General features: G+C 72.1%; 14 protein-coding genes and 2 pseudogenes. 5 read left to right on the top strand and 11 right to left on the bottom strand.

Annotated elements, in window-relative coordinates:
• The first annotated feature begins 464 nt into the window (after positions 1–464).
• The 3 genes from D1369_RS00835 to D1369_RS00825 all read left to right on the top strand — a co-directional run bounded on the left by D1369_RS00835 (position 465) and on the right by D1369_RS00825 (position 5284).
• Positions 465–1595, top strand: a complete 1131-nt coding sequence (locus D1369_RS00835; RefSeq protein ID WP_050789819.1) for a hypothetical protein — start codon at positions 465–467, stop codon at positions 1593–1595.
• A 108-nt stretch (positions 1596–1703) separates the two neighbouring features.
• Positions 1704–3878 carry an FUSC family protein gene (locus D1369_RS00830; RefSeq protein ID WP_118082195.1) on the top strand — a complete coding sequence of 725 codons (2175 nt, stop codon included), beginning with the start codon at positions 1704–1706 and terminating at the stop codon, positions 3876–3878.
• Positions 3879–3961: 83 nt separating this feature from the next.
• A complete protein-coding gene (locus D1369_RS00825) occupies positions 3962–5284 on the top strand; it encodes an acetate/propionate family kinase (RefSeq protein WP_346426749.1) in 1323 nt (440 codons plus the stop codon).
• An 85-nt stretch (positions 5285–5369) separates the two neighbouring features.
• On the opposite strand, the gene D1369_RS00820 is transcribed toward D1369_RS00825, so the two are convergent.
• Positions 5370–5750 (bottom strand): hypothetical protein, encoded by a 381-nt coding sequence (locus D1369_RS00820; RefSeq protein ID WP_050789820.1) that lies wholly within the window; start codon positions 5748–5750, stop codon positions 5370–5372.
• 27 nt (positions 5751–5777) lie between these two features.
• Here D1369_RS00820 and D1369_RS00815 point away from each other — a divergent pair, with 27 nt between their 5' ends.
• Positions 5778–5978 carry a hypothetical protein gene (locus D1369_RS00815; RefSeq protein WP_050789821.1) on the top strand — a complete coding sequence of 67 codons (201 nt, stop codon included), beginning with the start codon at positions 5778–5780 and terminating at the stop codon, positions 5976–5978.
• Positions 5979–6124: 146 nt separating this feature from the next.
• Here D1369_RS00815 and D1369_RS00810 read toward each other — a convergent pair whose 3' ends face one another.
• The 9 genes and pseudogenes from D1369_RS00810 to D1369_RS43385 form a co-directional block, all read right to left on the bottom strand.
• Positions 6125–8005, bottom strand: coding sequence for an SWIM zinc finger family protein (locus tag D1369_RS00810; RefSeq protein ID WP_118082194.1), 1881 nt, complete (start codon positions 8003–8005; stop codon positions 6125–6127).
• Positions 8002–11529, bottom strand: coding sequence for a DUF5682 family protein (locus D1369_RS00805; RefSeq protein ID WP_118082193.1), 3528 nt, complete (start codon positions 11527–11529; stop codon positions 8002–8004). Before D1369_RS00805 ends, D1369_RS00810 begins: the two co-directional genes overlap by 4 nt.
• Entirely contained in the window at positions 11526–12686 is a 1161-nt protein-coding gene (locus D1369_RS00800; RefSeq protein ID WP_007387053.1) for an AAA family ATPase, read from the bottom strand. Before D1369_RS00800 ends, D1369_RS00805 begins: the two co-directional genes overlap by 4 nt.
• Before the next feature lie 100 nt (positions 12687–12786).
• Positions 12787–17691: a DNA-binding protein gene (locus tag D1369_RS00795; RefSeq protein ID WP_205574452.1), complete on the bottom strand. Its 4905-nt coding sequence runs from the start codon at positions 17689–17691 to the stop codon at positions 12787–12789.
• A complete protein-coding gene (locus tag D1369_RS00790; RefSeq protein ID WP_037902590.1) occupies positions 17688–18554 on the bottom strand; it encodes a DUF4132 domain-containing protein in 867 nt (288 codons plus the stop codon). The genes D1369_RS00795 and D1369_RS00790 overlap by 4 nt, the downstream gene beginning before the upstream one ends.
• Before the next feature lie 346 nt (positions 18555–18900).
• Positions 18901–20436 (bottom strand): HEAT repeat domain-containing protein, encoded by a 1536-nt coding sequence (locus D1369_RS00785; protein WP_037902593.1) that lies wholly within the window; start codon positions 20434–20436, stop codon positions 18901–18903.
• A 264-nt stretch (positions 20437–20700) separates the two neighbouring features.
• Positions 20701–21633: an aldo/keto reductase gene (locus D1369_RS00780; protein WP_118082192.1), complete on the bottom strand. Its 933-nt coding sequence runs from the start codon at positions 21631–21633 to the stop codon at positions 20701–20703.
• A 149-nt stretch (positions 21634–21782) separates the two neighbouring features.
• A pseudogene (locus tag D1369_RS43650) lies at positions 21783–21941 on the bottom strand (aldo/keto reductase); the annotation flags it as partial.
• A 338-nt stretch (positions 21942–22279) separates the two neighbouring features.
• On the bottom strand, positions 22280–22420 hold the full coding sequence (locus D1369_RS43385; protein WP_205574451.1) for a hypothetical protein: 141 nt from the start codon (positions 22418–22420) through the stop codon (positions 22280–22282).
• 95 nt (positions 22421–22515) lie between these two features.
• Between D1369_RS43385 and D1369_RS00770 the strand changes: the two are divergent.
• Positions 22516–22632 (top strand): annotated as a pseudogene (locus D1369_RS00770) (AAA family ATPase); the annotation flags it as partial.
• Positions 22633–23041: 409 nt separating this feature from the next.
• On the opposite strand, the gene D1369_RS00760 reads toward D1369_RS00770, so the two are convergent.
• Positions 23042–23500 carry a PPOX class F420-dependent oxidoreductase gene (locus D1369_RS00760; protein WP_007387058.1) on the bottom strand — a complete coding sequence of 153 codons (459 nt, stop codon included), beginning with the start codon at positions 23498–23500 and terminating at the stop codon, positions 23042–23044.
• Between the last annotated feature and the right edge of the window lie 383 nt (positions 23501–23883).

Below are 23883 nucleotides of genomic sequence, written 5' to 3'. Positions count from 1 at the left end.
GCTCGCGCAGTCGTGTGGACACCCCTGGCGGATGTCACGGAGTCGGGGCTTCCCAGTCAGCGCCAGGCCCATGCGTTCGACTGCCCGGGTGGTCGGACGGGCGTGCGGGCCGACAGCGGGGCCGAGAGCGCTCGGGAGAGGCCGGTGAACGGCAGCCAGGGCCGGTTGCCGCGGCCCACCCCACCCATTGGCGTCGCAGGGCTTTGCCGGACTCCGGCTCCCGGGCGGACACTGAACCGGGTGGTGGTCGCCGGCGCGGCGTGCGGTGCGTGCCGGGGTGCTGCCTGAGCGGGTCTTCGCGGTGGGGACGCGATCGTGGCCCGGTGGTGGGAGCAGGCCCTGTGATCCGGCCGTACGGCCTGCACCTGCCGGCGGGGCCCAGTGTGTCACGCGGCGTCGACGTTACCTGGGCGGCGTCTGTGGGCACTTGGGATCGCGGGACAGCCGACGAGGAGGGTCCAGCCATGCGGGAGTCGTCGCAGGACGTTACGGTCGTGGCTCTCCTGGCGGATCCGGACGCGCCGACGGAGATCGCGCAGCGCATGGCCCGGACTCTTCCGGCTCGGCTCGCCGACAAGTCGGGCCAGAGGCGACGGTTCGACGTCGAGGTGGTCAGTGAGCCCTTCACGTCGGGGACGGAGGACCCGCCCACCTTGATGCGCCGGATCATGGACCGTGGGAGTGCGGAGAACTGGGACATCGTCGTGGCCCTCACGGACCTTCCGCTGCACGCACACGGGCGCAGACTCGCTGTGAATCTGAATCACGAACACGGCTTGGCGTTGCTCTCTCTTCCTTCACTGGGAGGCCTGCGGCTGCCGGTGAGGGCCCGTCGGGCCGTCGAAGAAGCTGTGCTCCGCTTGGCGGCTCCGCGGACCACCGGGGCGGAAGTACCTCCGCGAAGTCAGCCGCGTCCGGGGCCCTTCGTCAATCGTCTCGCGCCTGTTCATCCGGACCCACCCGGTGAGAAGGAGACCGACGATCTTCGGTACGTCGTCAGCGGGCCGCGCGGGTACCTGCGGGTGCTCGTCGGTATGGTCCGCGCCAACCGGCCGTGGCGGTTGGTGCCGGGCTTGTCGAAAGCCCTGGCGGCCGCACTCGCCACGGGAGCAGTGGCCACCGTGAACTCCACCGTCTGGAGCCTGGCCGCGTTCCTCAGCACGCCACGCCTCGTGATCGCCACGGTCGGATCTGTCGCGCTCATGATCGGCTGGCTGATCGTGGACGCGGAGCTGTGGCATCGATCACCGGAGAGCTCGCCGGAGGCGAGGCAGAGGGCGCGGCTCTACAACGCCTCGACGGTCGTGACCGTGGGGATCGGTGTGCTCGTCTGCTACGTGGGTCTGATGGTCGTCAACTGGGTGTGGGCGCTGTTCATCCTCAACGACCAACTGTTCGCTTCCGTGACACGAACCCCCCTGCACGCCGACGAGTACGTGACGCTGTCCTGGTTCGTCGCTTCGGTCGCCACCGTGGGCGGCGCGCTGGGATCAGGCTTGGAGAGCGACGACGCGATCCGGGCAGCCGCCTACTCGAAGCGCGAACAGGAACGTCGTCGCATGCTCCAAGATCACGATGATCAGCCCTCGAAGTGAACCGACTACCGGCACGACGAGCAGCGAGGCGTCGGAGCGCGGGGGCCGTCACGAGGCGGCGGAGCGGCCGACGGGCCCCGGCAGGGCGTTCCGGCTAGGCTCACATGGGTGAGGTGGCTGCGGGCCTTCAGGGAGGTCGTGCGATCCGGGCTCACGATCGAGGAGACGCGGCTGGAGCCCCTGCTCGCGCTCCGCACGGCTGCGGGGGTGGCGATCGTCATCGGGCCGGCGCTGTGGCTGGTTTCCCCTGCGTACGCCGCGTCCGCCGCCCTCGGTGCCTACTCCGCGGGTGGGGCCACGTTCCAGCGCACGTGGCGTCCGCGCAAAGTGATCGCGCTCGGTGCGGGCGCGGGTCTGGCACTCAGCACCTTCGTGGGCTACCTGGCGGCGGGGCACCTCGTGACGTTCCTCCCGCTGCTGGCCGTATGGGCTTTTGCCGCGGGGATGGCATGGGCCCTCGGCTCGACCGCCGGCATCGTCGCAGCGACGACGGTCGGCAGCATGCTGGTGACCATCACCCTGCCGACGAGCGTCGGACGAGCCCTGGAACACGCCGGGGTCATCGCGCTCGGAGGCGTGGCGCAGGCCGTGCTGATCCTGCTGTTCCCGATCCGCCGTTGGGGGGCGCATCGTGACGCGCTCGCCGACGCCCTGGCCGCCGTGGCGGACTACGCCCGCCGGCTGAGGCAGGACCCGGCCGCCCCGTTCGACCCGGTGCCCTTGATGACGGCCCGGGACGCGGCCGCCGTGACGCCGTCACAGGCCCGCACCCGTCCCCCGGTCCTCCACGGCCCCCGGGGCCTCGCCGAGCGTATTCTGCCGGTCCTCGCCGCGCTCGCCGACCCGGACGTCGGCGCCCCGGCGGAGGGACCCGAGCGGGACCGCGCGCGAGAGCTGCTCGACACGGCCGCCGACGTACTGGACGCGGCAGCCCGTTCGATCCGCCGGGGTACTCCCGTCGAGGTGCCGCCCGGGAGCGCGGACGCCCTGCGCGTCGACGAGGAGCACGAAGTGCTGGAGGGGCCCGCCCGGCAGGCCGCCGAACGGCTCGTGGAACTGCTCGCCGAGGCGTTGGAGATCGCCGGGAGCGGCGGCGCGCGCGACAGGGCGCCTACGCCGTCCGGCCCCGCGAGCGCCCACTTCCGGGTGCGCCCGACGATGTTCCGGCTGCTCCCGGTCGTCGTCCGGGCGGTCCGCCGTGAGCTCCGCCGGGACTCGCCCGTGTTCCGGCACGCCGTCCGCCTGGCGGCGGTGGCCACGCTCGGCTATCTCATCGCTTCCCGGCTACCCGTGGGCCACGGCTACTGGGCGCCCATCGCCTCGGTGATGGTGATGCGGCCCGACTTCCACCGGACGTATGCGCGCGCGGTGGGCCGTTTCGCCGGGACCCTGGTGGGGGTGGCGCTCGCCACCGCGATGGTGCGGGCTCTGGGCCCGGACGCCCATGTGTTCGGCGCGCTGGCGGTCGTCTCGGTGGCCCTGTCGTACACGCTGAACCGTACCGGCTACGCCTACTCCCAGTGCTTCACTGCCGCGTACGTCGTCTTCCTGCTCGGCATGGGCGGCCAGGCATGGGAGCAGACGGTCCCGGAGCGGGTGGTGCTCACCCTGCTCGGCGGGGCCTTGGCCATGCTGGCGTACGTGGTGTTCCCCGCATGGGAGACCCCCCGGCTGCCGGGCCGGCTCGCGGACTGGCTCGCCGCCGACGGCCGCTACGCGGCCGCAGTGCTCCGCAGCCACGCCGAACCGACCCGGGAGCATCTCGCCGACATGCGCAGGGCCCTGCTGGCCAGCAGGGAGGCACGTGCCGCCTGGCAGAAGGCGTACGACCAGGCAAAGCAGGAACCGGTTCGCCCCAGAGGTCTGACATCGCGCGAGGCGGAGCAGGCGCAGGACGCACTCGAGGAACTCGACCGGGCGGCGATGCTCATGGAGAGCCATGTGCCGCAGGCCGACAGCCGTTCCACCCCCGAGGCGGAGCGGCTCGCCGAGGCCCTGGAGGCGGCCACCGCGCAGGCGGCAGTCGACGTGCGGGAGCACAGGAATCCGGACTGGGGGCGCGTGGAGCAAGCGCTGCATGCGTGGGACGGAGCCGCAGCCGGGGAGCGGAACCCGGTGCTACGGCGCGGGGCGGAACTGCAGAAGCGGGCCCTGGATGACCTCACGACAGCCGTGAGCCGCACACCCCTGGAACGGGACGTCGGCTCCGCTCGCGAGGAGCAACGGGTGCGGGCGGCCGTGGCTGAAGGTGACGGAGCAAGACCCGCGCACCGGGGTGGGTGACTGCTCCGGCGACGGGGAACGCCGCACCTCCTGGAGCGGGAAGTGGTCTCCCGCGGCGTGCCGCCGAACGGGTGGACGAGCGGATGCCTCTCCGCGGTGGCAGCCTGGGGAAGCGGCGCGCGACATCACCGAGGCCTACCCGGAGTAATGGCGGAGCCTCTGCATTGCCCCAGGGCGCGAAGCGAGGGCGGGGAACCCGTGCTGGGCCCGTTGCTGCGTGGCGGGCGCACCGTGCCGGAGGACGCGAGCACTGGAGGTGTGGGATGAGTGCCGACCGCTCCCACGAGAGCCGTGGTGGTCACGTACTGGTCCTCGCTGCCGGCTCTTCGAGCCTGCACATCGCTCTGTTCGCGGCGGACGGTGAAACGGTGGAGGCTCGAGACGCCTCGGAGCCCCCGGGGCCTGCTTCGGTGGTGGAACTGCGGAACTTCCTCAGCGAGGTGCCCGCTCCTGCGTCGGTCGGTCACCGCATCGTCCACAGCGGTCCGCACTTGAGTGGACATACGCTGATCGATGCACGCGTACGGGCTCTCCTGGCGGACGTCGCCGATCTCGCGCCGCTGCACGTTGCCCCTGCCCTGCCTGTCGTCGACGCCGCACGAGAACTCTTGCCTGACGTGCCTCATGTCGCCTGCTTCGACACTGTCTTTCACAAGGATCTGCCGCCAGAGGCGCGCACGTACGCCGTGCCGGAGCGATGGCGAGCCGACTACGGACTGCGCCGGTACGGCTTCCACGGGCTTTCCTACGCGTGGGCACTGCAGAGGACGGCGCGGGCCCTGGGCCGACCCGTCGACAACCTTCAGGTCGTGCTCGTGCACCTGGGCGGTGGCTGCTCGGCCTGCGCCGTCCGGAACGGACGCAGCGTGGACACCACCATGGGCCTCACGCCGCTGGAAGGCCTGGTGATGAGCCGGCGCAGCGGCAGCCTCGACCCCGGCGCGCTGCTGTGGCTGCAGCGGCGGCACGGTCTGAGCACGGACGAGTTGGATGACGCACTCCACCGGCATTCCGGTCTGCTCGGCCTCTCCGGTACTTCGGGAGACACCCGGGACCTGGTGCGCGCCCGCGCGGAGGGTGATGCCGCGGCCGCGTCGGCGCTGGCGGCGTTCACACTCAGCTGCCGCAGGGGCATCGCCTCGATGGCCGCCTCGCTGGACCGGCTGGACGCGCTGGTCTTCACCGGGGAGATCGGCGAGGACCAACCCGAGGTGCGCGAGGAGATCTGCGCGGCCCTGCCTGTTCTCGGTATACGAGGCGGGCTGCTCGTCCCCGAACTGGAACGCTTGAGGAGGGAAGGCCACCGACGCATCGATCAGGCGGGGGGAGGTGTCCCGGTCCTCGTGGTCGCAACCGGCGAGACGCAGCAGATCGCCGCCGAGACCCGACGGGTGCTCGGCGTGTGACCGCCTGCGATGCCCACCACCAGCGATCGGTTGGGTGATCGACCGTTCAAAACACAACCAGGGCTGTCGAAGTGGTGTTAGTGGATCAGAGGACGAGACGGGTCGGAGCGATCGCGGGAGTTGTGGGCGCGACGATCGTGGGTCTTTCAGGCTGCTCGGACGAGACGGAGCCCGGCGAGGGCCAGGAGCAGTCCGCGAGCGGTTCCCCCGTTGACGACCCGAGCGAGCCGGCCGACGCGGCTTCGTCACCGACCTCGGGTGTGGACCGGTCCTCCGCCGAGAAGGCCGTCGCCGGCTGGGTCGCGGCGCTCATCAAGGGCGAGATCGAGCAGGAGTGCCTGCTGATGGCGGAACCGGCGGACGGTTCCACGCCTGCGCGGGTCGGCAGCGAGAAGACGTGCGGTGACGACGCGCCCGAGCGGAAGCGGATGGAGGCGACCCTCGGACAGTTCAAGGAGTCGTTCACCCCCGACCGCCCTCGGACGACCCGAAGGTGGAGGTCACGCAGGCCCCCGGAACCGGTGGCAAGGTCACGGTTCCCGCAGCCAAGATCAACGTCAACGGCCAGGCCCTCGACAAGATCGTCCGGGCTCACTCCACCGGGGTGACGCAGGATCAGCTGGACATCAACGTCGAGTCCAGCAGGATCAACGACTCCTGGTATGTGACCAACCTCGACTTCAACGTCGGCTGAGGCCTGTTGCGCCGTACGACGCGGTCTCGGTGACCAGCATCGTGACCGGGGTGCTCCCGGTGTGGTCCACGGCCAAGGACCACCGCGTCGGTCGGGTCACTCCCTCCTGCCGGACCCGGGGGCGTCAGGAGGGAACCGTGCGAAGGTCAGGCCGCGGCCGATGGCTGCCACGTCGCTCCGACCAGCGCCCGCTCGGTGCCGGACAGGTATACGGCCGCGCTCAGCCACACCCGCGCGTATCCGTCCGGATCGGCCTGCTGGGTGCGGCCGAACACGTCGCGGCCCCGCCGGTCCGCCTCCGCGGCGAGGGCCTCCGCCAGATCCGCTGCCGTACGGAAGCCGCTGCGCCGCAGCGCCGCCGCGCCCGAGGCCCGGGCACCGTCCCGTGCGGGCTCGGCAGCGGCCCGGCGGCCACCGGACACCGCGACCTCGACCAGCCGCCGCAACCGCCACAGGGGCGCCTCGGCCACCGGATCCGGCGGCAGCGCGGTCGGACCCTCCACCGGCGGCAGGTCGGTCTGTGGGAGGTGGGCCCCTTCGAGTCGGTCGTACCCCAGATCGGCGTGTCCCGCCCACTCGGGCGGCAGCATCAGCGTCGCCGTACCGTCCGGGACGGGGCCGACCGCCAGCGGCCGTAGGGTCGCGGCGCGGTCGAGGTCGAGACGGCCCACGACGCGCAGTCGCAGCCCCGGCCGCGAGGCAAGCTTGCGGAAGTTGGCCGCATGAGCCAGCTCCGGGTGGCCGTTGGCCGGCACCATTCGGATCAACAGCCCTTCGGAGTCGGCTCCGTCGGGAGTCAGTTCCCGCACGAACAGGTGGTCCTCGGCCGCGCCCACGACCACCACGTCACAGCCGATCAGCTCACCGGCCTGAGGCCCGGCCTGTTCCGCGTCGTCGCCCGGGGCGAGCCGTGCGGCAGCGGCCTGGGCGAGAGGTCGGGTGAACAGACGGGCGAGCGGCCCCGACGTCCAGGACAGACCCGGGACCGGGGTCGCCCGCACCCCCTTGCCGGCGCCGAGTCGACCGTCCGGGGAGAGCGTCGCACCTGAGATCAGCAGGCCGCCCCGGGACAGCTGCGCATGATCGACACTGCCGGAACCCAGCGCGACCGTGGCGGTGGCGGCGCCGCGCGCCCGCGCCGGTCCGCCGGGCTTGACGTCCGACACGGAGAACCAGCGCCCGTCGTCGGCCAGGACATGGGTGACTACCCCGCCGTAGCCGGTGGCCGAGATCACCGGCTCCCGGCACACCCCGTGGACCTTGAGACTGCCGCCGGGGCGGTAGTTGCGCCGGGCGGTGCCGACCAGGGCCGGGTCGGGATCGGAGGCGGCGAGCAGGCCGCTGGTGAGCAGCAGCTCCCGCAGCCCGGCGACCAGGTCGGCCAGCCGGTGGCCGTCGTGGCGGGCCCGGGCGGCGCGTAGTGCGCGGACCACCCTCAGGGCGGCCGCCTCGGCCCGGTGCAGGCCGGCGAGTCGGGCGGTGTGCGCGGCCCGCAGCACCTCCGCCTGCGGTACGGCGCCCGCCCCGGGCACGCCGGCGGCCAGCACTGCCGCCGCCGCGGCCCACATCTCGGCCGCGGCGGCGACCTGTGCCGCGGTCGGGCCGGTCGGATCGGTCGCCGGTCCGGCGGTCACGTCGGTGACCGGCGTCCCGGACTCCTGGGTGCCGTCATCCGGTGCGGTCGCCTCGGCGCCGCCCTCGGACGGCTCGCCCGCGGCCTCGGTCGCCGCGTCGGCGTCGGCCACCGGAGCGGCCCCCAGGACCGCCGCGCGATGCAGGCACCGCGGTGCCAGCAGACAGCTGCACTGCGCCTGGGCGGCGTCCGTGACCGCCCCCGACGGGCCGGGGGCGAGGGTGACTTCGGCATCTTCGCCGCACCGCACGCGCCGTACCGTGCCGTCCGCGGTGACGGGCAGCGTCGCGTACGCCTCGATCGCGGCGTCCAGCTTCTTGCGCAGCCGGGACGTCAGCTGCTCCACGGCGGTGGCGACCACCTCGGGTGCCACAGGGGGAAGTTCGGTGTTCATCGGTTCTCTCTGCGGAGGCGGTCGCCCACCCAGCGGGCCAGGGCGAGGGGACTGAGGGCGGCGACCGGCATGCCGGCCGCGACGAGCTGCTGAGCCACCGGAACCGAGTAGCGAGGGGTGCCGGTGTCGTCCAGGGCGGCGCAGCCCATCAGGTGCACTCCGGAGCCGGCGAGGGCCCGTACCTCGCCGAGGAGTCCGCCGAGCGGATACCCCTCCTCGAAGTCGCTGACCACCACGATCAGGGTCCGGCTGGGTACGGTCACCAGCGATCGGGCCTGGGCCAGGCCGGCGGCGATGTGGGTGCCCCCGCCGACCCGTACCTCCAGCAGCAGCGACAGCGGGTCGTCGACCCGGTCGGTCAGGTCGATCACTTCGGTGGAGAAGGCGAGGAAGTGCGTGCTCAGCGTGGGCACTCCGCCCAGGACGGCAGCGGTCAGCGCGGACCAGACGACGGACGCCTCCATCGATCCGGACACGTCGACCACCAGGATCAGCCGCCAGTCCGCCTCCCGGCGGGAACGGGTGCTGAACACCGGCCGTTCCGGGACGATCAGAGTGCGGCCGTCGTCGGTGCGATGGGTGTGGGCGAGGTTGGCCCGCAGGGTGCGCGGCAGGTCGATCCGTCCTCCGGGTCGGCGGGTGGGACGCGGGGTGGCCAGTCCGGTCAGTGCCGGGCGCAGCCGGGTGGCCAGTTCCTTGGCCAGTTCGTCGACCAGGCGACGCACCAGCGGGCGCAGCTTGGCGAGTTGCTGCTCGGGCATCCCGCCGGCCAGGGACAGCACGGAGGTCAGCAGGTCGACCGAGGGGCGTACCGCCTTGGGGTCGAGCTCCGCCAGAACGTCGGTGCGGCCCAGGTCGGCGGCCCGGGCCAGGACCTCCTCGCGGACGTCGGAGCCGAACAGCGCGTCGAGTTCCTGCGCCCATTCACGGGCGGTCGGGAAGGAGGCGTCCTGGCCGCCGCCCTGGCCGCTCTCCCGGCCGAGGTCCGCTGAGCCCTCGCCGCGGCCGGTGCCGTACAGCTCGTCGAGCGCGTGGGCGAGACGGCGGGCGCTCTTCGGCAGTCTCTCGCTCTCCCGGCCGAGCAGCAGACGCCAGCGGTCGGTCGGCGTGAGGTTCGGGGCGGGGCCGGCCGGTGCCTCGGCAGGTCCGGGTTCGTCCCGCCGCGAGTCCTCCAGGGCGCCCGCGCTGCTGCTCAGCCCCGTTCCCAGCGGCGGGCGCAGCGAGGTCACGGCCGCCCGGCCCGCCGTGTCGGCGGCCGTCCACAGGGCGAGCAGCTGCGGCGAGGCGCTCAGCGACAGGTCGAGACGGTCGCCGAGGCGCTCGGTCACCGTGGACAGCAGCCGGTCGCGGCCGGCCGGGCTGAGGGTGTCGAAGCCGCCGCGCAGGGCGGGCAGCCGGTCGAGGAATCCCTGGTCGGTGAGCGTGTCGACCCGGTCGAGCAGCGGGTCCAGGGCGGTCGGCGCCGACTGGAGCAGCGGAGCGGCAGCGCTGACCAGTCCCGTGAGCCGGCGGCTCATCGCCTTCCGGGCGTCAGGCTCGGTGGCGTTGTCGATCCAGCCCGCTGCGCGGCGGCCGAGGGTGTCGGCGTCGTCCAGATCGAGCATGACCCGGGCGGCGAGCGCGGCACCTTGCATGAGCGGGGACCCGTGGCGCGCGAGGTCGTCCAGGGCGTCGTCGATGCGCAGACCCAGGCGGTGCTCGCCCGCCCGTGTGGCCAGTGCCACGAGGGCGTCCGCGTCCTGCGGGTCGTCACTGCCCGCCAGGCCCGGCAGAGACCGTACGGCCGACTCCATCAGGTCCGTGGCGAGTTCTGCGGCGCCCTGCCGGCTCTCGGGTGTGGTACCGGGCAGATGCCCGCGCCGCAGGGCCTCCAACAGGTCCAGGGCGGTGAGGAGTTCGGGCAGGGTGGCACTGGTGGGCAGGACCTCGGCGGCGTCGGCGAGCCGCTCGGAGACCAGCGCGGGCAGATCGCAGCGGGCCGCGTCACGCAGTCCCGTGAGGACCAGGGCGCTGGTGGCTCCGCTCTCCGCCGCCTCCTTGCGGAAGGTCTCCCGCAGGGTGCCCTCGGCGGCCAGGGCCGCGGTGACGCCCCGGATTCCGGCCAGGTCGAGACGGACCGGCACCGCCGGCGTCCAGGACAGCCGCCACCGGGTGGTCAGGGCTGTGGCGTCGCCGGTACCCGCCACCTGGATCGGCTCGCCGTACCCGGTGCCGCACACCGCAAGGCGGCGGAGGAGGATCTCGCGGCGGGCGTCGAGGGCCGAGCGCAGCGGGTCGAGCCGCAGTTCGCGTGGTGCGGGGTCGTCGGGGCCGGGCAGTCGCAGTGAGGCGAGTTCGGCCTCGACGCAGGGGCCGAGACCGGAGCGGGGAGTGCCGGGGGCGACACGGCCCCGGTCGGTGCCGACCAGGACGGTTTCCAGTGCCCGGGCCAGCGCCCGGCCGCGGCCGAGCGGTTCGCCCTGCCCCATGACCGTGGTGAGCGCCTCCAGGACCTCGCCGCGACCGGGTGCCGCGAGGCCGCGCAGCCGGGCCAGGTCGCACGCGACCCGCAGGGTCTCGCGGGCCTCGCCCGTGCCGGCGACGTGTCCTGACGCCCGCAGTTCGCGGCACACGTCGGTGACGGCCCGCGCGGCCGCGTCGTGGAGCCGCTCGGGGTCACCGCCCGTGGTGAACACCGCCTGTTGCCAGCGCGGGTCGCGGATGCCCGCCGGATAGCCGGAACGGGAGTCCAGCAGGTCGAAGGCGTACGGCACGAGGGAGGTGACCACGGCCGACTGGTCCCCGGCATCGACCGGCCGAGCAGGCTCGGCCGCTTCCCACGTGGTCAGCGCGGGGGCGTGGAAGGCTCCGACGACGGCCGCGACCCGCTGACCGCCGGCCGAGGCGCGGGCGATCGCCTCGCGCATGTGGGCCTCGCGCGCCAGGTCGACCGCGGGCACGCCGCCCGCCGACTCGGCGTCACGGCGCAGCGCCCAGCCGACACCCAGTGCGGCCCGGCGGATGGCTTCGGGGGCGCAGCCCGGGGCGAGGACCTCCACGCTGCGGTCCCACATGTCGTCGCCGTCGCGGCCGGTCCCGGACGCGGTCAGCGCCGCCGCGAAGGCGGTGGGCGCCTCGCCGGACCGGACCTGTCCGTCGTCGGCCGCGGCGGGCCCCTCGGCGTTCCACCGAGGATCGGACATCGGCAGGTCGCAGCAGACGACCTCCGCACCGTGCTCGCGTGCCCAGCGGATCGCCGCGAGCTCGGGCGAGAAGTCGGCGAAGGGGTAGAAGCCGAGTCGGCCCCCCTCGCCGGTCCCCGCCAGCGCGACCGGCGCGAGGGTGCCGGGCGCGGCGAGATACGGCAGCCATGACTGGAAGTCGGCGGGGAGTTCCACGCAGACGACCTCGGCGCGGGCGGCGTCCAGGAGGGAGGGCACCGCGGCGGCGAGCGCGGGGCTGTGGTGCCGTACGCCCAGCAGGTACGGGGCGGCGCAGTCGGTGAGGACGGTCAGGGCCGCCCTCGGTTCCAGGGCCAGGGTCACCGAAGGTTCTCCCGCAGGTCCCACAGGCGCCGCCAGGTCGCCGATCCGTCCTCGGCGCGCCGGCGTACCGGGCCGTCCCAGTAACCGAGCAGTCGCGCGTGGTCGGCCGGGTCGTCCTTGCGGACCACGCCCAGCAGATGGCCTGGCACCAGGTCGAGCGAGTCCCCTCCGGGGAGATAGGCGGCGGCCACTCCCAGGGATACGGCGACCTGCACCGCCTCAGCGGTGGACATCACGGTGCCCGGGCGCTCCACGTCCCAGCCCTCGGCGGAGCGTCCGGCCCGCAGGTCGCGGAAGACGGTCACCAGGACGTCGAGCACCGCGTCGTCGACGCCGAACGCGGCGCCCGCCCGCGCGACGGCGGCCGTGGCCTGCCGCTTGACGAGCTCGGTCTCGGCCTCGACGTCCGCGATCGGGTGCACGGTCTCGAAGTTGAAGCGGCGCTTGAGGGCGGCGGACATCTCCGACACTCCGCGGTCGCGGAGGTTGGCGGTGGCGATGACGGTGAAGCCGGCAGCGGCGGCCACCTGGGCGTCGTTGGTGCCGGACAGCTCCGGGACGCTCATCCGCCGGTCCGAGAGGATCGACACCAGGGCATCCTGCACCTCGGGCAGGCAGCGGGTGATCTCCTCCACGCGGGCCACCTTCCCGCCGCGCATCGCGGCGAGCACCGGTGAGTCCACCAGGGCCTGCGGGGTCGGCCCCTGGGCGAGGAGCAGGGCGTAGTTCCAGCCGTAGCGCAGGGCGTCCTCGGTGGTGCCGGCGGTGCCCTGCACGGTGAGCGCGCTGGTGCCGCAGACGGCCGCCGACAGCAGCTCCGACAGCATGGACTTGGCGGTGCCCGGCTCGCCGACGAGCAGCAGCCCGCGCTCTCCGGCGAGGGTGACCACGCACCGCTCCACCAGGGCGCGTTCACCGACGAACTTCGGAGCCACGACGAGTTCGTCCGGCAGGCCCTCGGGTGCCTCGGGCAGCTTGAGGGCTTCGCCGCCGCTGCCGCAGACGAAGGTGATCACGGCACGGGGCGTCAGCAGCCAGCCGGGTGGGCGGGGGCCGTCGTCGTGGGCGGCGAGGAAGGCGAGTTCGGTGGCGAAGCGTTCTTCGGCGGGCAGGGTCTGCCGGGCCGGAAGGGCCGTCACCGTGTCGGTCAGGGGCATGGAGGTCCTTGCTCGGTAGCTCGGTCGGTGTCGATGTGTGGGGGAGTTCCGGGTGGGGGAGGGGCGCCGCCGGTGGGCGGCGCCCCGGGCCGGTGATACGTCAGCGGCGGCGGCCCCGCCGGACCTTCAGTTCCTCGAACCGGGGAGCGTCGCCGTCCTGGACGCGCTGCCACGCTCTGCGGAACAGGTCCGCGGCCGGTTCGAACGGCACGATGACGCCGAACGGGGCGTGTTCGTCGCTCATCTCGCCGAACAAGGGCAGCTTCCAGCGTTCCAGCGGCACGCGCGGGGCCGACTGCTCCACCCAGCCGCCGGGCAGGAACAGCGATCGGCCGGCCCGGGTCCGGATGGCTTCCACCACGAGGTCGGTGGCGGCGAGTTCGACGCGCGCCGCCTTCAGCCGGGCCGGCTTCCAGCCCGTCCACCGCGCCGTCATGCGGTCGGTCGGGTCGGGCATGGCCAGCAGCATCAGATACAGCGCGGCGGCGTCCTCGCCCAGCCCGTACTCCTTGGCCACCTCGGTCACCAGATCGGGATCCGAGCGACTGGGGTCCTGCGGCCACCAGGTGGCGTCCTTGCCCCGGTTGCCCGCGATCGGCTCACCGGGGTCGGCGAGCAGGGCCGCGAGCTTCCGGTCGCGGACCAGACGCAGGGCCACCTCGGCGTCGTAGGGCCGCTGGTTGTCGACGCGCACCGCCGGCAGGTAGGGGTCCTGGCCTGCCTCGTCGAGGAGGTCGACACGGATGGCCGGGGCGGGCTGGTCGTCGTGGGTGGCCAGGACGACGGCGCCGTAGCGCTCGAAGCCCGGGCCGATCTCCGTGGGGGTGCCGGCGGTCTTCCGGAAGTCGGGGAGGCTGATGTAGCGCCCCAGGTCGAGCATCAGTCCGGGGTGGGCGAGCCGTTCGCGTACGGCGGTGAGGGCCGGGGGCAGCGCGGCGCGGACCGGGTCGCCTGCGGGCAGCCGGTGGGCGAGCCAGACGATCAGACCGACCGCGCCGACCAATGTCTCCGCGGTGAACCCGTCCGTGTCGTCACCGACGGGCTTTGCCCGGTCGCCGTTGACCGCCCAGGTGAGGTCCCGGCTGAGCCGGGGCGAGGCGGCCGGGTCCAGCAGTGCGGGCAGCGCCTGCCGGATCGGCCAGGAGGGGTGGCGGAACGCGCGGATCGCGTCACCGAGCAATGCCTCCGGGACAGCCACCCGCTTGCCCACCTTGGCGTTCCACACCGCGGCGGCGCTTGCCACGTCCGGGCCCTCGGTCCACAGGCGGCCGGGCTCGGCGGGCAGCAGGGCGCCCACGACGGCGGCCCGCACCGCGCTGTCGACGCCGTGCAGTTCGTCCTTGGCGACCGCCGCCGGGGCCACCTTCACCCCGATGAGGGTGCGTGCCCCCGGTGTGAGGAAGTTGCGCTCGTAGACGTCGATCCCCGGCAGACCGGCCACGACGAGCCGGGCCACCGTCTCGGTCACGCCGGTCAGACGGGCGAACTCCTCGGCGGCCTCGGGGAACCAGGGGGCCGGGCCGCGCTCGGCCAGTTCGGCGAGGAACGTCCGGATCCGGCCCGGGACCGGGTTCTCGCCCAGTGGCCCCGACCGAAGCACCTGGTAGGGCAGGGGTGACTCGAACCGTCCGGCCGGGTCATGGAAGTAGCCCGTGAAGCAGGCGCCGTCGTCGTCGAGCGAGTTGCGGCTCGTGACGGCGATGAAAGCGCTGTCGGCCAGTGGGAGCACCCCGTTCCAGGCGCCGTCGCGCCATCCGCCCGTCGCCGTGCGCAGCTGCGCCGCCTCCAGGTGCAGGTGCACCTTGCGCCAGGCGGTGGAGTCGTCCGGTGTCAGACCGAGACGGTCGAACTCGGCGAGAAGGGTGCACAGGACCTCGCGGTCCTCCTGGGCGGTGGTGGCGCAGGCGGCCCGGAAGGCCAGTGCGGTCGTCCTCTCCAGCAGGGTTGCCAGGTCGGGTTGTCCGGAGGGCAGGGGGTGACCGTCGAGGTGCAGGCGGACATCCGCGAGGTCGGGCAGGGCGGTGTCGGCGACTCCGACGGCCCGGGCCAGGACACGCAGAGCGCGGAAGACAGTGTCGGACTCGTCGTCCCTGTTCCACCAGTAGCTGCGGGACGAGCCCAGCCCGTTCATCGCCGCCATGAGCTTGGTGTCCGCCGGTCCTGCCGGCCCTTCTTCCTCCAGGCCGCCTTCCAGAGCGCGGGTCAGCCGCGTGGCCGCCGCGTCCAGCACCGCCTGCTGGGCCGCGGCGTAACGGGCGACTCCGGCGATGCCCTTCACGAGCGCGTCGTGGCTGACCGGGAGGAGGGTGCGGATGGCGTCGGTCAGCGCCTGTGCGTCCTCGTCGGCCGCGGCGGTCAGCAGGGCCGCGGCCGTGTCCCGGTCGACGGTCCGCAGCGCCTTCGACGCCTGCGGGTCACGGGCCGTCAGGCACTCCCAGAACTGCACGGGAGGCAACAGCAGGGTGCCCTCGCCGAAGTCACCGGGGGTACGGTCGGTCTTGGCCCAGGCGGTGTGGACGCCGTCGGCGTCGACCAGGCGGAGCTGCCAGTTGTCGCGGACGACGGCCGTGGCCCGGTCCGCGCCCGGGAAGACGACCAGCGCGTCGGGCACACCGGCCTCGGCGGGCAGGGTGAGGCACCGCCCGGCGAGGTCCTCCGCCCGATGTGACCCGTCGGGCAGCTCGATCATCCGCAGGCCGACCAGACCGTCCACGGGAGCGCAGGTGGGGGTGGTGTCGGTGGTGGGGGACAGGCGCAGTCTGCCGCCCACGTAACTGCTTCCCGCGGGAGCGTCGCGCAGGGCGTCGGCGAGGAAGGCGGGCTTGCTCATCCGCCCGCGCTCGTTCGTCGCCGGGTCGTACTCGTACCAGCCGTGCGCCGCCCGGTCCTCGGAGTCCGCATGCCACACCCAGTAGGACGATCCGTCGAAGAGCAGCGGCCGTTCGTCGGGCAGGGTGGTGTCCCCGGCGTGCACCACTCCGCGACCGGTGGTCCGGCCACCGTCCGGCAGGGGCAGCGTGATCGGGAAGTCACCGCGGTACCAGTCCATCTCGGTGCCGCGCGTGGCGTGCGCACCCTTGAGGGACTCGACGCGGTCGGCGCGCGAGTGCCAGTACCCGCGCAGGCCGTCTCTGCGGGAGTTCCAGTACACGAGAAGTTCGCCGTCCACGTGATGGAAGCCCGGGTCGCCCGAGACGTCGTTCGCCGGCAGACGCAGGTCGTGGGTGAGCAGCGTGCCGTCGGCGCCGATCACACGGGCCTGGGTCGTGCCGGCCACCACGAGATGGGGCCAGGCGTCGGCGACCACGATGTCCTCCACCCGGTCCTTGGCGACGAGTTCGGCCGTCGCCTCCTCCCAGGCCGGCCAGCTCAGTTCGTCGAAGAGTCCGGCTTGCAGGGTGCGGGCCAGCACCGGCGCGAGGTCGGTGCCGACGGCGGCGCGGACGTCGTCCTCGGCCAGCGCCAGCGCCTCGGCGGGCAGCCACCCGAGCCGGTTCAGCGCGTGGGGCAGTCCGGGCAGGCCCACCACAGTGAACTGTCGCACCACCCTGCTGACCCACTCCGTCAGCCAGGGGCGGCCGCCGGGCGAGGCCGCCAGCAGACGGAGGGCACGCAGCGCCTGGTCGCCCTGGTGGAAACGGTCGGCGCCGTCCAGGAACGCGTCGCGGAACCGCGCGTCGGCGCCGAGGAAGCTCAGCTCCCGCTGTCCCTCCCCGATGGCCCATGCCGTCAGCGGCAGCTCCTGGTTCTTGCCGGGAGCTGCGACCGGCACGTCCAGGGACAGCAGCAGGTCGATCAGGTCGATGTCGTGCGTGACCCTCAACCCGCGCCCGGACGCGGTGAGTTCGGCGCGCAGCAGGGCCGCGACCCGCTCCACCAGCGGGTACAGCTCCGGCAGCCGAGTGGAGCTGCGCCAGGACCGGGCCCGCTCCCGGAACGCCAGGAAGCGCTCCAGCCAGCCCACGGTGCCGTCGCTCGGCCGCTGTTGGGCGGGAAGGGAGTCGTCCCACAGTCCCGTCGTGGCGCCGGATGTCTCCAAGACCTCGAGCCACATCGCGGGCATGTCCGCGTCCGGGCCGGCGGGGAGCATGTCCAGCAGGGTGCCCCGCACCCGCGGTTCCCGCTCGGCCAGTGCCACCAGTGCGGCCCGGTGGCCCTTCCACCAGCCGCCCGTGGCACGCAGTGTGGCCGGCAGGGCGAGCAGCTCGGCCAGGTAGTCCTGCTCGGCCCGGTCGGCGTCCCGGCCGGCGCCGCGGGCCAGCTTCCGCAGGTCATTGGCCATCTGGGCGGATGGCGGCAGGCCGCCCGCGGTGCGGCGCAGGCACAGACGGGTGAAGCGCTCCAGCGCCTCCTCGGCGGAGACCCGGCCCGCCAGGTCCTTCCCGTAGGCGGAGAGCACCTTCACCGGCAGCGCGCCGGCCAGCGCGAACTCCAGGAACACCGCGTCCAGCCGGTCCTCCTCCACCGCCAGTCCGTGCTCCGCCTCCGCCTTGCGGGCGCGGGTGAACAACTGGGCGGCGTAGGTGGCGTTCTCCTCGGCGAGAAACACCCGGCCCGCCTGCTCGTAGAAGGTCGGCAGGAAGTGCGGCACCGACGCGGCCAGCCGCCCACCGAGTTCCAGGTAGGCGTCCAGCGCGGCCTTCGGGCGGGACTTGGCCTGCCGGGCCGCCCGCTCCAGGTCCGGGACGACGCCCAGGGCGTGGTGGCCGTCCTCGGGGTGGTGTACCAGCACCCATTCGGGAAAGCCCAGCGACTGCCGCAGTCCGAGGCCCACGACGGCCGGCTCCGCGGCCGGTTCCAGGCCGAGGAAACCGGCCGCCAGGTCCTCGGCGGCGCCCAGCTCACCGGCCACCAGCCGGACCACGACACGGTCGTCGAGGCCCGGGTGTCGGTAGGAGCGTGCCGTCAGCGGCACCGCCCGCTCGCCGGCCTCCTCAATGTCCGGCGGCAGGACCGCGCCCGCCGTCAGCAGTTCCTCGTACGACACCTGCGTCCCCCCGCTCATGCGTTCTTGCCTTCCTCGATCGTGCGCCCGGCGTACAGCGCCGCAGCCATCCGCATCCCCTCCGACCAGGCCACCGGGCCCACCTCCCGCATCGGCAGGGCGCGGCCGTTGTCGTCCTGCCAGGTGAGGCCACCGGTCTCCACCGTGTCCTCCCAGTACGGCTCGCCGATCCACACACTGGCCTCCACGGTGCGGTCGCCGTCGCGGACCCGGGCCGTGGAGTAGCCCCCCGAAACGCGGTAGCCGAGCGAACTCGCCCGTGCGGCAAGGGCGAAGCGGGAACGGAAGGAGCCTCCGCTGAACTCCCGTATCTCGGTGGCCTTCGGGTCGAGGTCGTCGGGGCGCTGCCACGTCGCGCGGTGGATCTGCTCCACGCGCTGCACGATGCCCAGCTCCGCGGCGAACTCGCGGATGTCGTCGAGGTCCGGGAGCAGCACCGGGTGCGGCAGCGTGACCGTGCGCGGGGACAGCCGTACCGTCTCGCCGTCCAGGTTCACCACGCGCAGTTCGCCGTCCTCGGTGGCCCCGCGCAGGAAACCGACCTCGTCGGGGTCGTCGCCCACGACGGCGAGGTCGCGCAGCGCCGACTGCCAGGCCTCGTCCGGCCACACCCGGGCCAGCAGACCGGTGGGGACGGGAAGGGACGACACCATCCAGGAGTCGACCTGAGCGACGCACGCCGTGGCATGCCGATCCAGCCATTCGGCGAACCGCCGCAACCGGTCCACCTCAGGATGGTCGCGCAGCGCGCGCGGCAGAGATTTAAGCTGCCGCCCCGCTGCCCGGCCCGCTGTGGCACGCGCCGCCACCCGCCCGTCCACCAGGGCGACTTCATACCCTTCACCCGCCGAGAGCCAACCCACGAGTCCCCGCCTTCGCCATCAAGTCAGCAAGAAGAAAGCACAGTTCAGCCGGTTACGCCCCGGCGTCAGTGCGACGATGTGAGGAACGTTAGCGGCGATCACTGACAATCGGTGGTGGGTGCGGGGAGCGGAGCTCCCGCAGTCCGGGATGACGGGCCCGCTGGGCGCGTGTGTCCGAGGTTTTGCACGGCGCGGACAGAGCTATGGAGGCTGACGTCCGACCATGCGGTTTCGGCCAGGCGGTGGTGGGTTGTCGGAGCGCGACGGGGTGCTGTCGTGCGACTTCTTGCCGGAGACGCAGTGCGTGGTGGTCGCCCTGGCGAGCAAGCCCGAAGCTTGGGCCGGGTCACGGACCCGGAGGATGACATCCCCTGGGTCCGCCGCCCGCAGCCCCGCACCAGTCGTCCAGGGCCCGCAGCGCCTGGGCCGCCGCCTCGCGTACGAATTCGGATGGATCCGAGTCCAGGGCGGTGAGCCGGTCGCGCAGCCGCTCCTCGCCCGGGGGGAGTGTGCCCGTCTCCTCCACCCAGTGGGCGATCCCCTCGGCGGCGGTCTTGCGCACCCACGTGTTCTCGTCGTCCAAGTGCCGCACGAAGAGCGGCAGATCGTGCGGGGTGCCGGCGTCCGTCGCGTTGTGCGGGTCCAGGAGTGCGAGCGCGGCGGCTCGGACCATGGGTGAGGTGGTCCGGTCCACCAGTTTCCGCAGACCGGGCAGGGCTTCCGTCAGGCCCGTGAGGACTCTTTCTGCCACGCCGACCAGGGTGCTGTTGAGGCCGAGGCGGGCCACCAGCCTCCGGGCGACTGCCGCGCGTTCCCACGGCCGGAACCCGGCGTCGGCCAGGGCGTCGAGGCCGCGCAGCGCACCTTCGTACACCTCGGGCCGGGCATGGTCCAGCAGGGGCAGCAGCAGCCACACGGCATCCCATCTGCCCATATCGCCGTAGGCCGTTGCTGCTGCAGCGAGCGTACCGGGGGCCGTTGTCGGATCGGTGAGCTGAGCCCGCAGGAGCCTCGTGGCTGACTTGCCGCCGACAGCCGCCAGAGCAGCGGCGGCTGATGGTCCCGCCCGCTCGTCGCTCAGCCAGCGCGAGGCCGGACCGAGCAGCCGTTCGTCACGCGATCGCTGGAGCAGGAACAGCAGGTGTGACGCCACCTTCGGGTCCCGCTCCGCCTCCAGGGCAGCGAACAGCGCGTCTCGCACCTCTGGGCGCTTCACGCGTGTCAGTCGGAAAACCACGGCGCAGCGCACCTCGGTGGAGGGGCCGCCGGTCAGATCCTTCAGCAGCGACGGCAGCAGCCGGTCGACGTGCTGGTCCGGCAGCATCCACAGGGCGAGCACGCGGGCATCGTCCTCGCCACACAGAGCCGTCCGGACCACCTCCGCCTCGATGTCCGGGGCCTCCCTGAACTCCAAGACCATGGCGTGCGCCCGATCCCGGACGCCAGGTATCGGATCACCCATCAGTCGTACGAGCGCGGGACCATCACCGGGCACGCCCAGCTCTCGCAACGCCTCCAAGGCGTTGATGCGCAGGTGATAGTCCGGATCGCCGAGCAGTCGTCCATAGGCGTTGACGACCTCGCGATCGCGCAGCCCGAGCCGGATGGACGCCAGAGAGGCTTTCCTGCGTACCCACGGATCGTCGTCGTCCATCAGCGTGGACAGGGTCTCCGCCAGGCCCGCGGAGACCCCCAGCCTGCCCAGGCCCACCGCCGCGCCTTCCCGCACCTCGGGCGCGGGGTCGGTGGCCGCCCGGACGAGCACCACCGCGTGCTCGGCGGCTCCCGTTTTGCCGAGCCCCTTCGCCGCTGCCGCACGTCGCCAGGTGTCGCCCGTCTCCAGCTCCCTCAGGAAGAAGGCAACCTGATGTTCCGTCGTCATGCGCACCCCGTGAACTAAGACTGCCGAACCGGCGGGAGGTTGCGCCGACGGAGGCCTGCGTCATTCGCCCACCCTCGCGCTCGCATGACGCAGTGGCGCGGCCGCGCGGCCGGCCAGGAGCCGTAGAGAAGGGGACCGGGTCACGAGAAGTGCACCGGAGCCCCACGAAATCACAGGGCCACTCATGGCCACGGCGTCGACGCGGGGATCCGGTGTTGTCAGGCGTGACAACCGAACGGAAAGGTCATCAGGAAGGGGCAGAGGCTAGGGCACTTTGTATCCGGCCGCGCGGAACAGTTCGTACCACTCGGATCGGGTGAGCGGGATGTCGGAACCGAGTGCGGCGGCCGTGACGCGTTCCGGCGTGGTCGTGCCGAGCACGACCTGCATCTGCGCGGGATGACGGGTGATCCAGGCGACCGCGATCGCCTCGGCCGGCACACTGTATTTGTCGCTGAGCCGGTCAATCACTGCGTTCAACTCGGGGAAGCGTTCGGAACCGAGGAACGGGCCGTCGAAGAATCCGGCCTGGAAAGGCGACCACGCCTGAATGGTGATGTCGTGCAGGCGACAGTAGTCGACAATTCCGTCGTCTCGTACGACCGACTGATCGAGGTCCTGCATATTCGCGGCGACGCCCTGCGCGATCATCGGGGCGTGAGTGATCGAAAGCTGAAGCTGGTTCGCCACGATGGGTTGCGTCACGTGCTTGCGCAGCAGATCGAGTTGTCGGGGGGTCTGGTTGGAGACGCCGAAGGCACGTACTTTGCCGGCCGCCGACAGCTCGTCGAAGGCGCGGGCCACCTCCTCCGGCTCGACGAGAGCGTCGGGACGGTGCAGCAGCAGGATGTCGAGATAGTCCGTGCCCAGTGCCTGGAGGGAACCGTTCACCGACTCGATGATGTGGTGATGAGAGAAGTCGAAGTACGGCCCGTCTTTGACGATGCCGGCCTTCGACTGAATGACGAACTGCTCACGCTCCGACGAGCTGAGTTTCATGGCTTCAGCGAACCGACGCTCGCAACCGTGGTCGTCCGAGCCGTACACGTCGGCGTGATCGAGGAACGTGATGCCGGTGTCGCGCGCAGTGTTCACGAGCGTGCGCACCGCGTCGTCGGTCATGTCCTGGATACGCATCAGCCCAAGGACGACGTTGGGAACCACCATGTCGGTGCCGGGCAGGATGAAGGTCTTCATGTGACTCTTTCGCTGTGACTGGGGGGCGGGGCGGCGACGGGCGCGAGCGCGAGCTCCCGGGCGTGCGTTACTCGGTGGACACCGGTGACACTGGTGCCAGTCTCGTCGGCGGCCTGCTGGATCGCGCGGTGACGTTCCGCGAGGCCCATCGCGTTCGCGATACCGTCGAGCGGGCGCCAGGGGAGGAAGGCGAGGTCGAGCTTGGTGCAGTGCTCGAGTTCTCGCCGGCTGGAGAGGAAGGCGGGCGAGAACTGGTCCCGCACCGACACGAGCCGACCGCCGAGCAATGTGTGGGCCAATCGACCGCGTCGACGCCAAGTCGGCGGCCGGGGCCGATCGCGGAGACGGTCGGGTCGCTGAGGATGCGATGCTGCACGAGTTTCCTCCTCCCGGACGCCTTGGCGAGTGCGCGGTGCACTGTGACGTCGCGTGCTCACTCTAGAAATGGCCGATCTAGAAATCCAACAGATGTTGGTTCTGATATTGAGAACTGTGGGATGTGAATGGATTGGCGCCAGACGGCGTGCGTGCCTGCGATCGCTGAGTGTGCGACTGTCGTGGCAGCCGCCTCCTGCGCGCCCTCACCTGACAGCGCCACCCTGGTAGGGCTTCGTCACAGCGCCGGTACGGGCGATCACCCTCTCCGTCAGCTCACCGAGTTCACGGCCTGCGGCAGGGCCTCGATGCCCTCTCCGGAGAAGGCGGACGCGAAACCTCCGGACGTCAGCAGGGCCACCTCGTCATGGCGAGCACGAAAGGCACAGGTCAGGGGAAGCATGGGAAGCATGGGAAGCGTATGACCATGAGCGGGACTCGCGGAGATGTGGAATGGGCTGCCATCCGGCCGCTGCTGCCGGTGCCGGGGTGGCTTTCCTTGCCACGACCACCGCACGATACGGGCGCGTCGATCTCCTCGGCCCAAACGAGTTGGGCTGCATGGAGCTGGCCCGCCGGGTCGGTGAGCTCCTGTTCCAGGTTCTGACCGAACGCGAGGAGAAGACAGATCCGCGGCTCTGCGCGGCCCACTCGACATAATTCTCGTCTCGTCTCATCGCGTCACGTCACGGCGACGGGGAGTTCAGGTGCTTCGGCGGAGACGCCCACGTGGGGGCGTGTCGGGGATCTCCTTCTGAGGTGGGCCAGCAGGTGCTGCGCCGCGATGGAGCTGTGTCTTGCGGCGCGCCGAGCCTTGCCCGTAACCGATGGTCGGGGCGGTCACGGTGGGTCGGAGCTGGTCGGCGGCGCGTACCACGGTCGAGAACCGGGGGAGGTCGCGAACTGCGGCCACTTGTTGCACGCCGTGCGCACCGGCACCGGCACCGGCACCGGCATTGGAACAGGCTCCGCTACCACGCGACCGTGCTGGTTGCAGCCATCAACGAATGGCTATGACGAGCAGGGTCGCCTCCTAGCCGTTGATATCCAAGGCCGTCCCGTATAGCCGCTCCACCCTCAACCGAATGACGATCCTGCGCTCGGCGACCAACTGGTTGAGGAACGCATCTTCGTCCTCCGGCTTCGCGGCCGTCGGGATCATCGCGAGCAGTTCCCGCCCGACCGCGTCGCCTGGAACCGTAGTGAGCTCGGAAGCCTCCGCCGTGCCCTCGGCGACGGCGAACGACCAGACGTCGTCACCCTGCACATGCAGCGCCGCGCGCGGGTTGCGCTGCAAGTGCTTGACCTTGATGCGGTCGGCCGTGGTGGACAGCCTCACGATGCGGGCCTCGGGGTCCCAGCTGTAGAGCATTGTGGTCAGGTGTGGATGGCCACTTTGCTTGACAGTGGCGAGGGTCCCGAACTGCTGCCTGGCGAGCAGATCGGAGAGGGCTTCGTTGGACAGGGAGCGAGGCGCTGGTCCTTGAGTCATGCTGTGATCAACTTCCGTAACGTCCCCGGCATTCCACGGCCCTCTTGTGCCCTACCCTCCACCCAGCGCTGGGGCAGGACGATGAGTGGATCTCTGGATGCCAGCCAAACAAGGCTTACGGCAAGGTAGTTGATGCAGCTTCAGAAGATGTTGGTGAGGCGTTCGCGCAGCCGGCAGGGTGACCCTTCCGCGACCGCCGACCGCCGTTTCGCGCCAGGCCCTCGTACGGCATCGCGGCGAGCCATACACCGCATCCGAGCGGCGTCCCGACCCAGCAATCCACTTCGCACCGCACGGTATCCGGCCTCAGCCGGCCACCTCGTGCGGGCAGATCCGCCCGAGCCGTCTGCCGCCGACTCCGGCCACCACGCAAGGCTACGGAT

Source organism: Streptomyces sp. CC0208, from assembly GCF_003443735.1.
Lineage (GTDB): Bacteria > Actinomycetota > Actinomycetes > Streptomycetales > Streptomycetaceae > Streptomyces > Streptomyces sviceus.
This window is presented reverse-complemented; position numbering and strand designations above follow the sequence as displayed.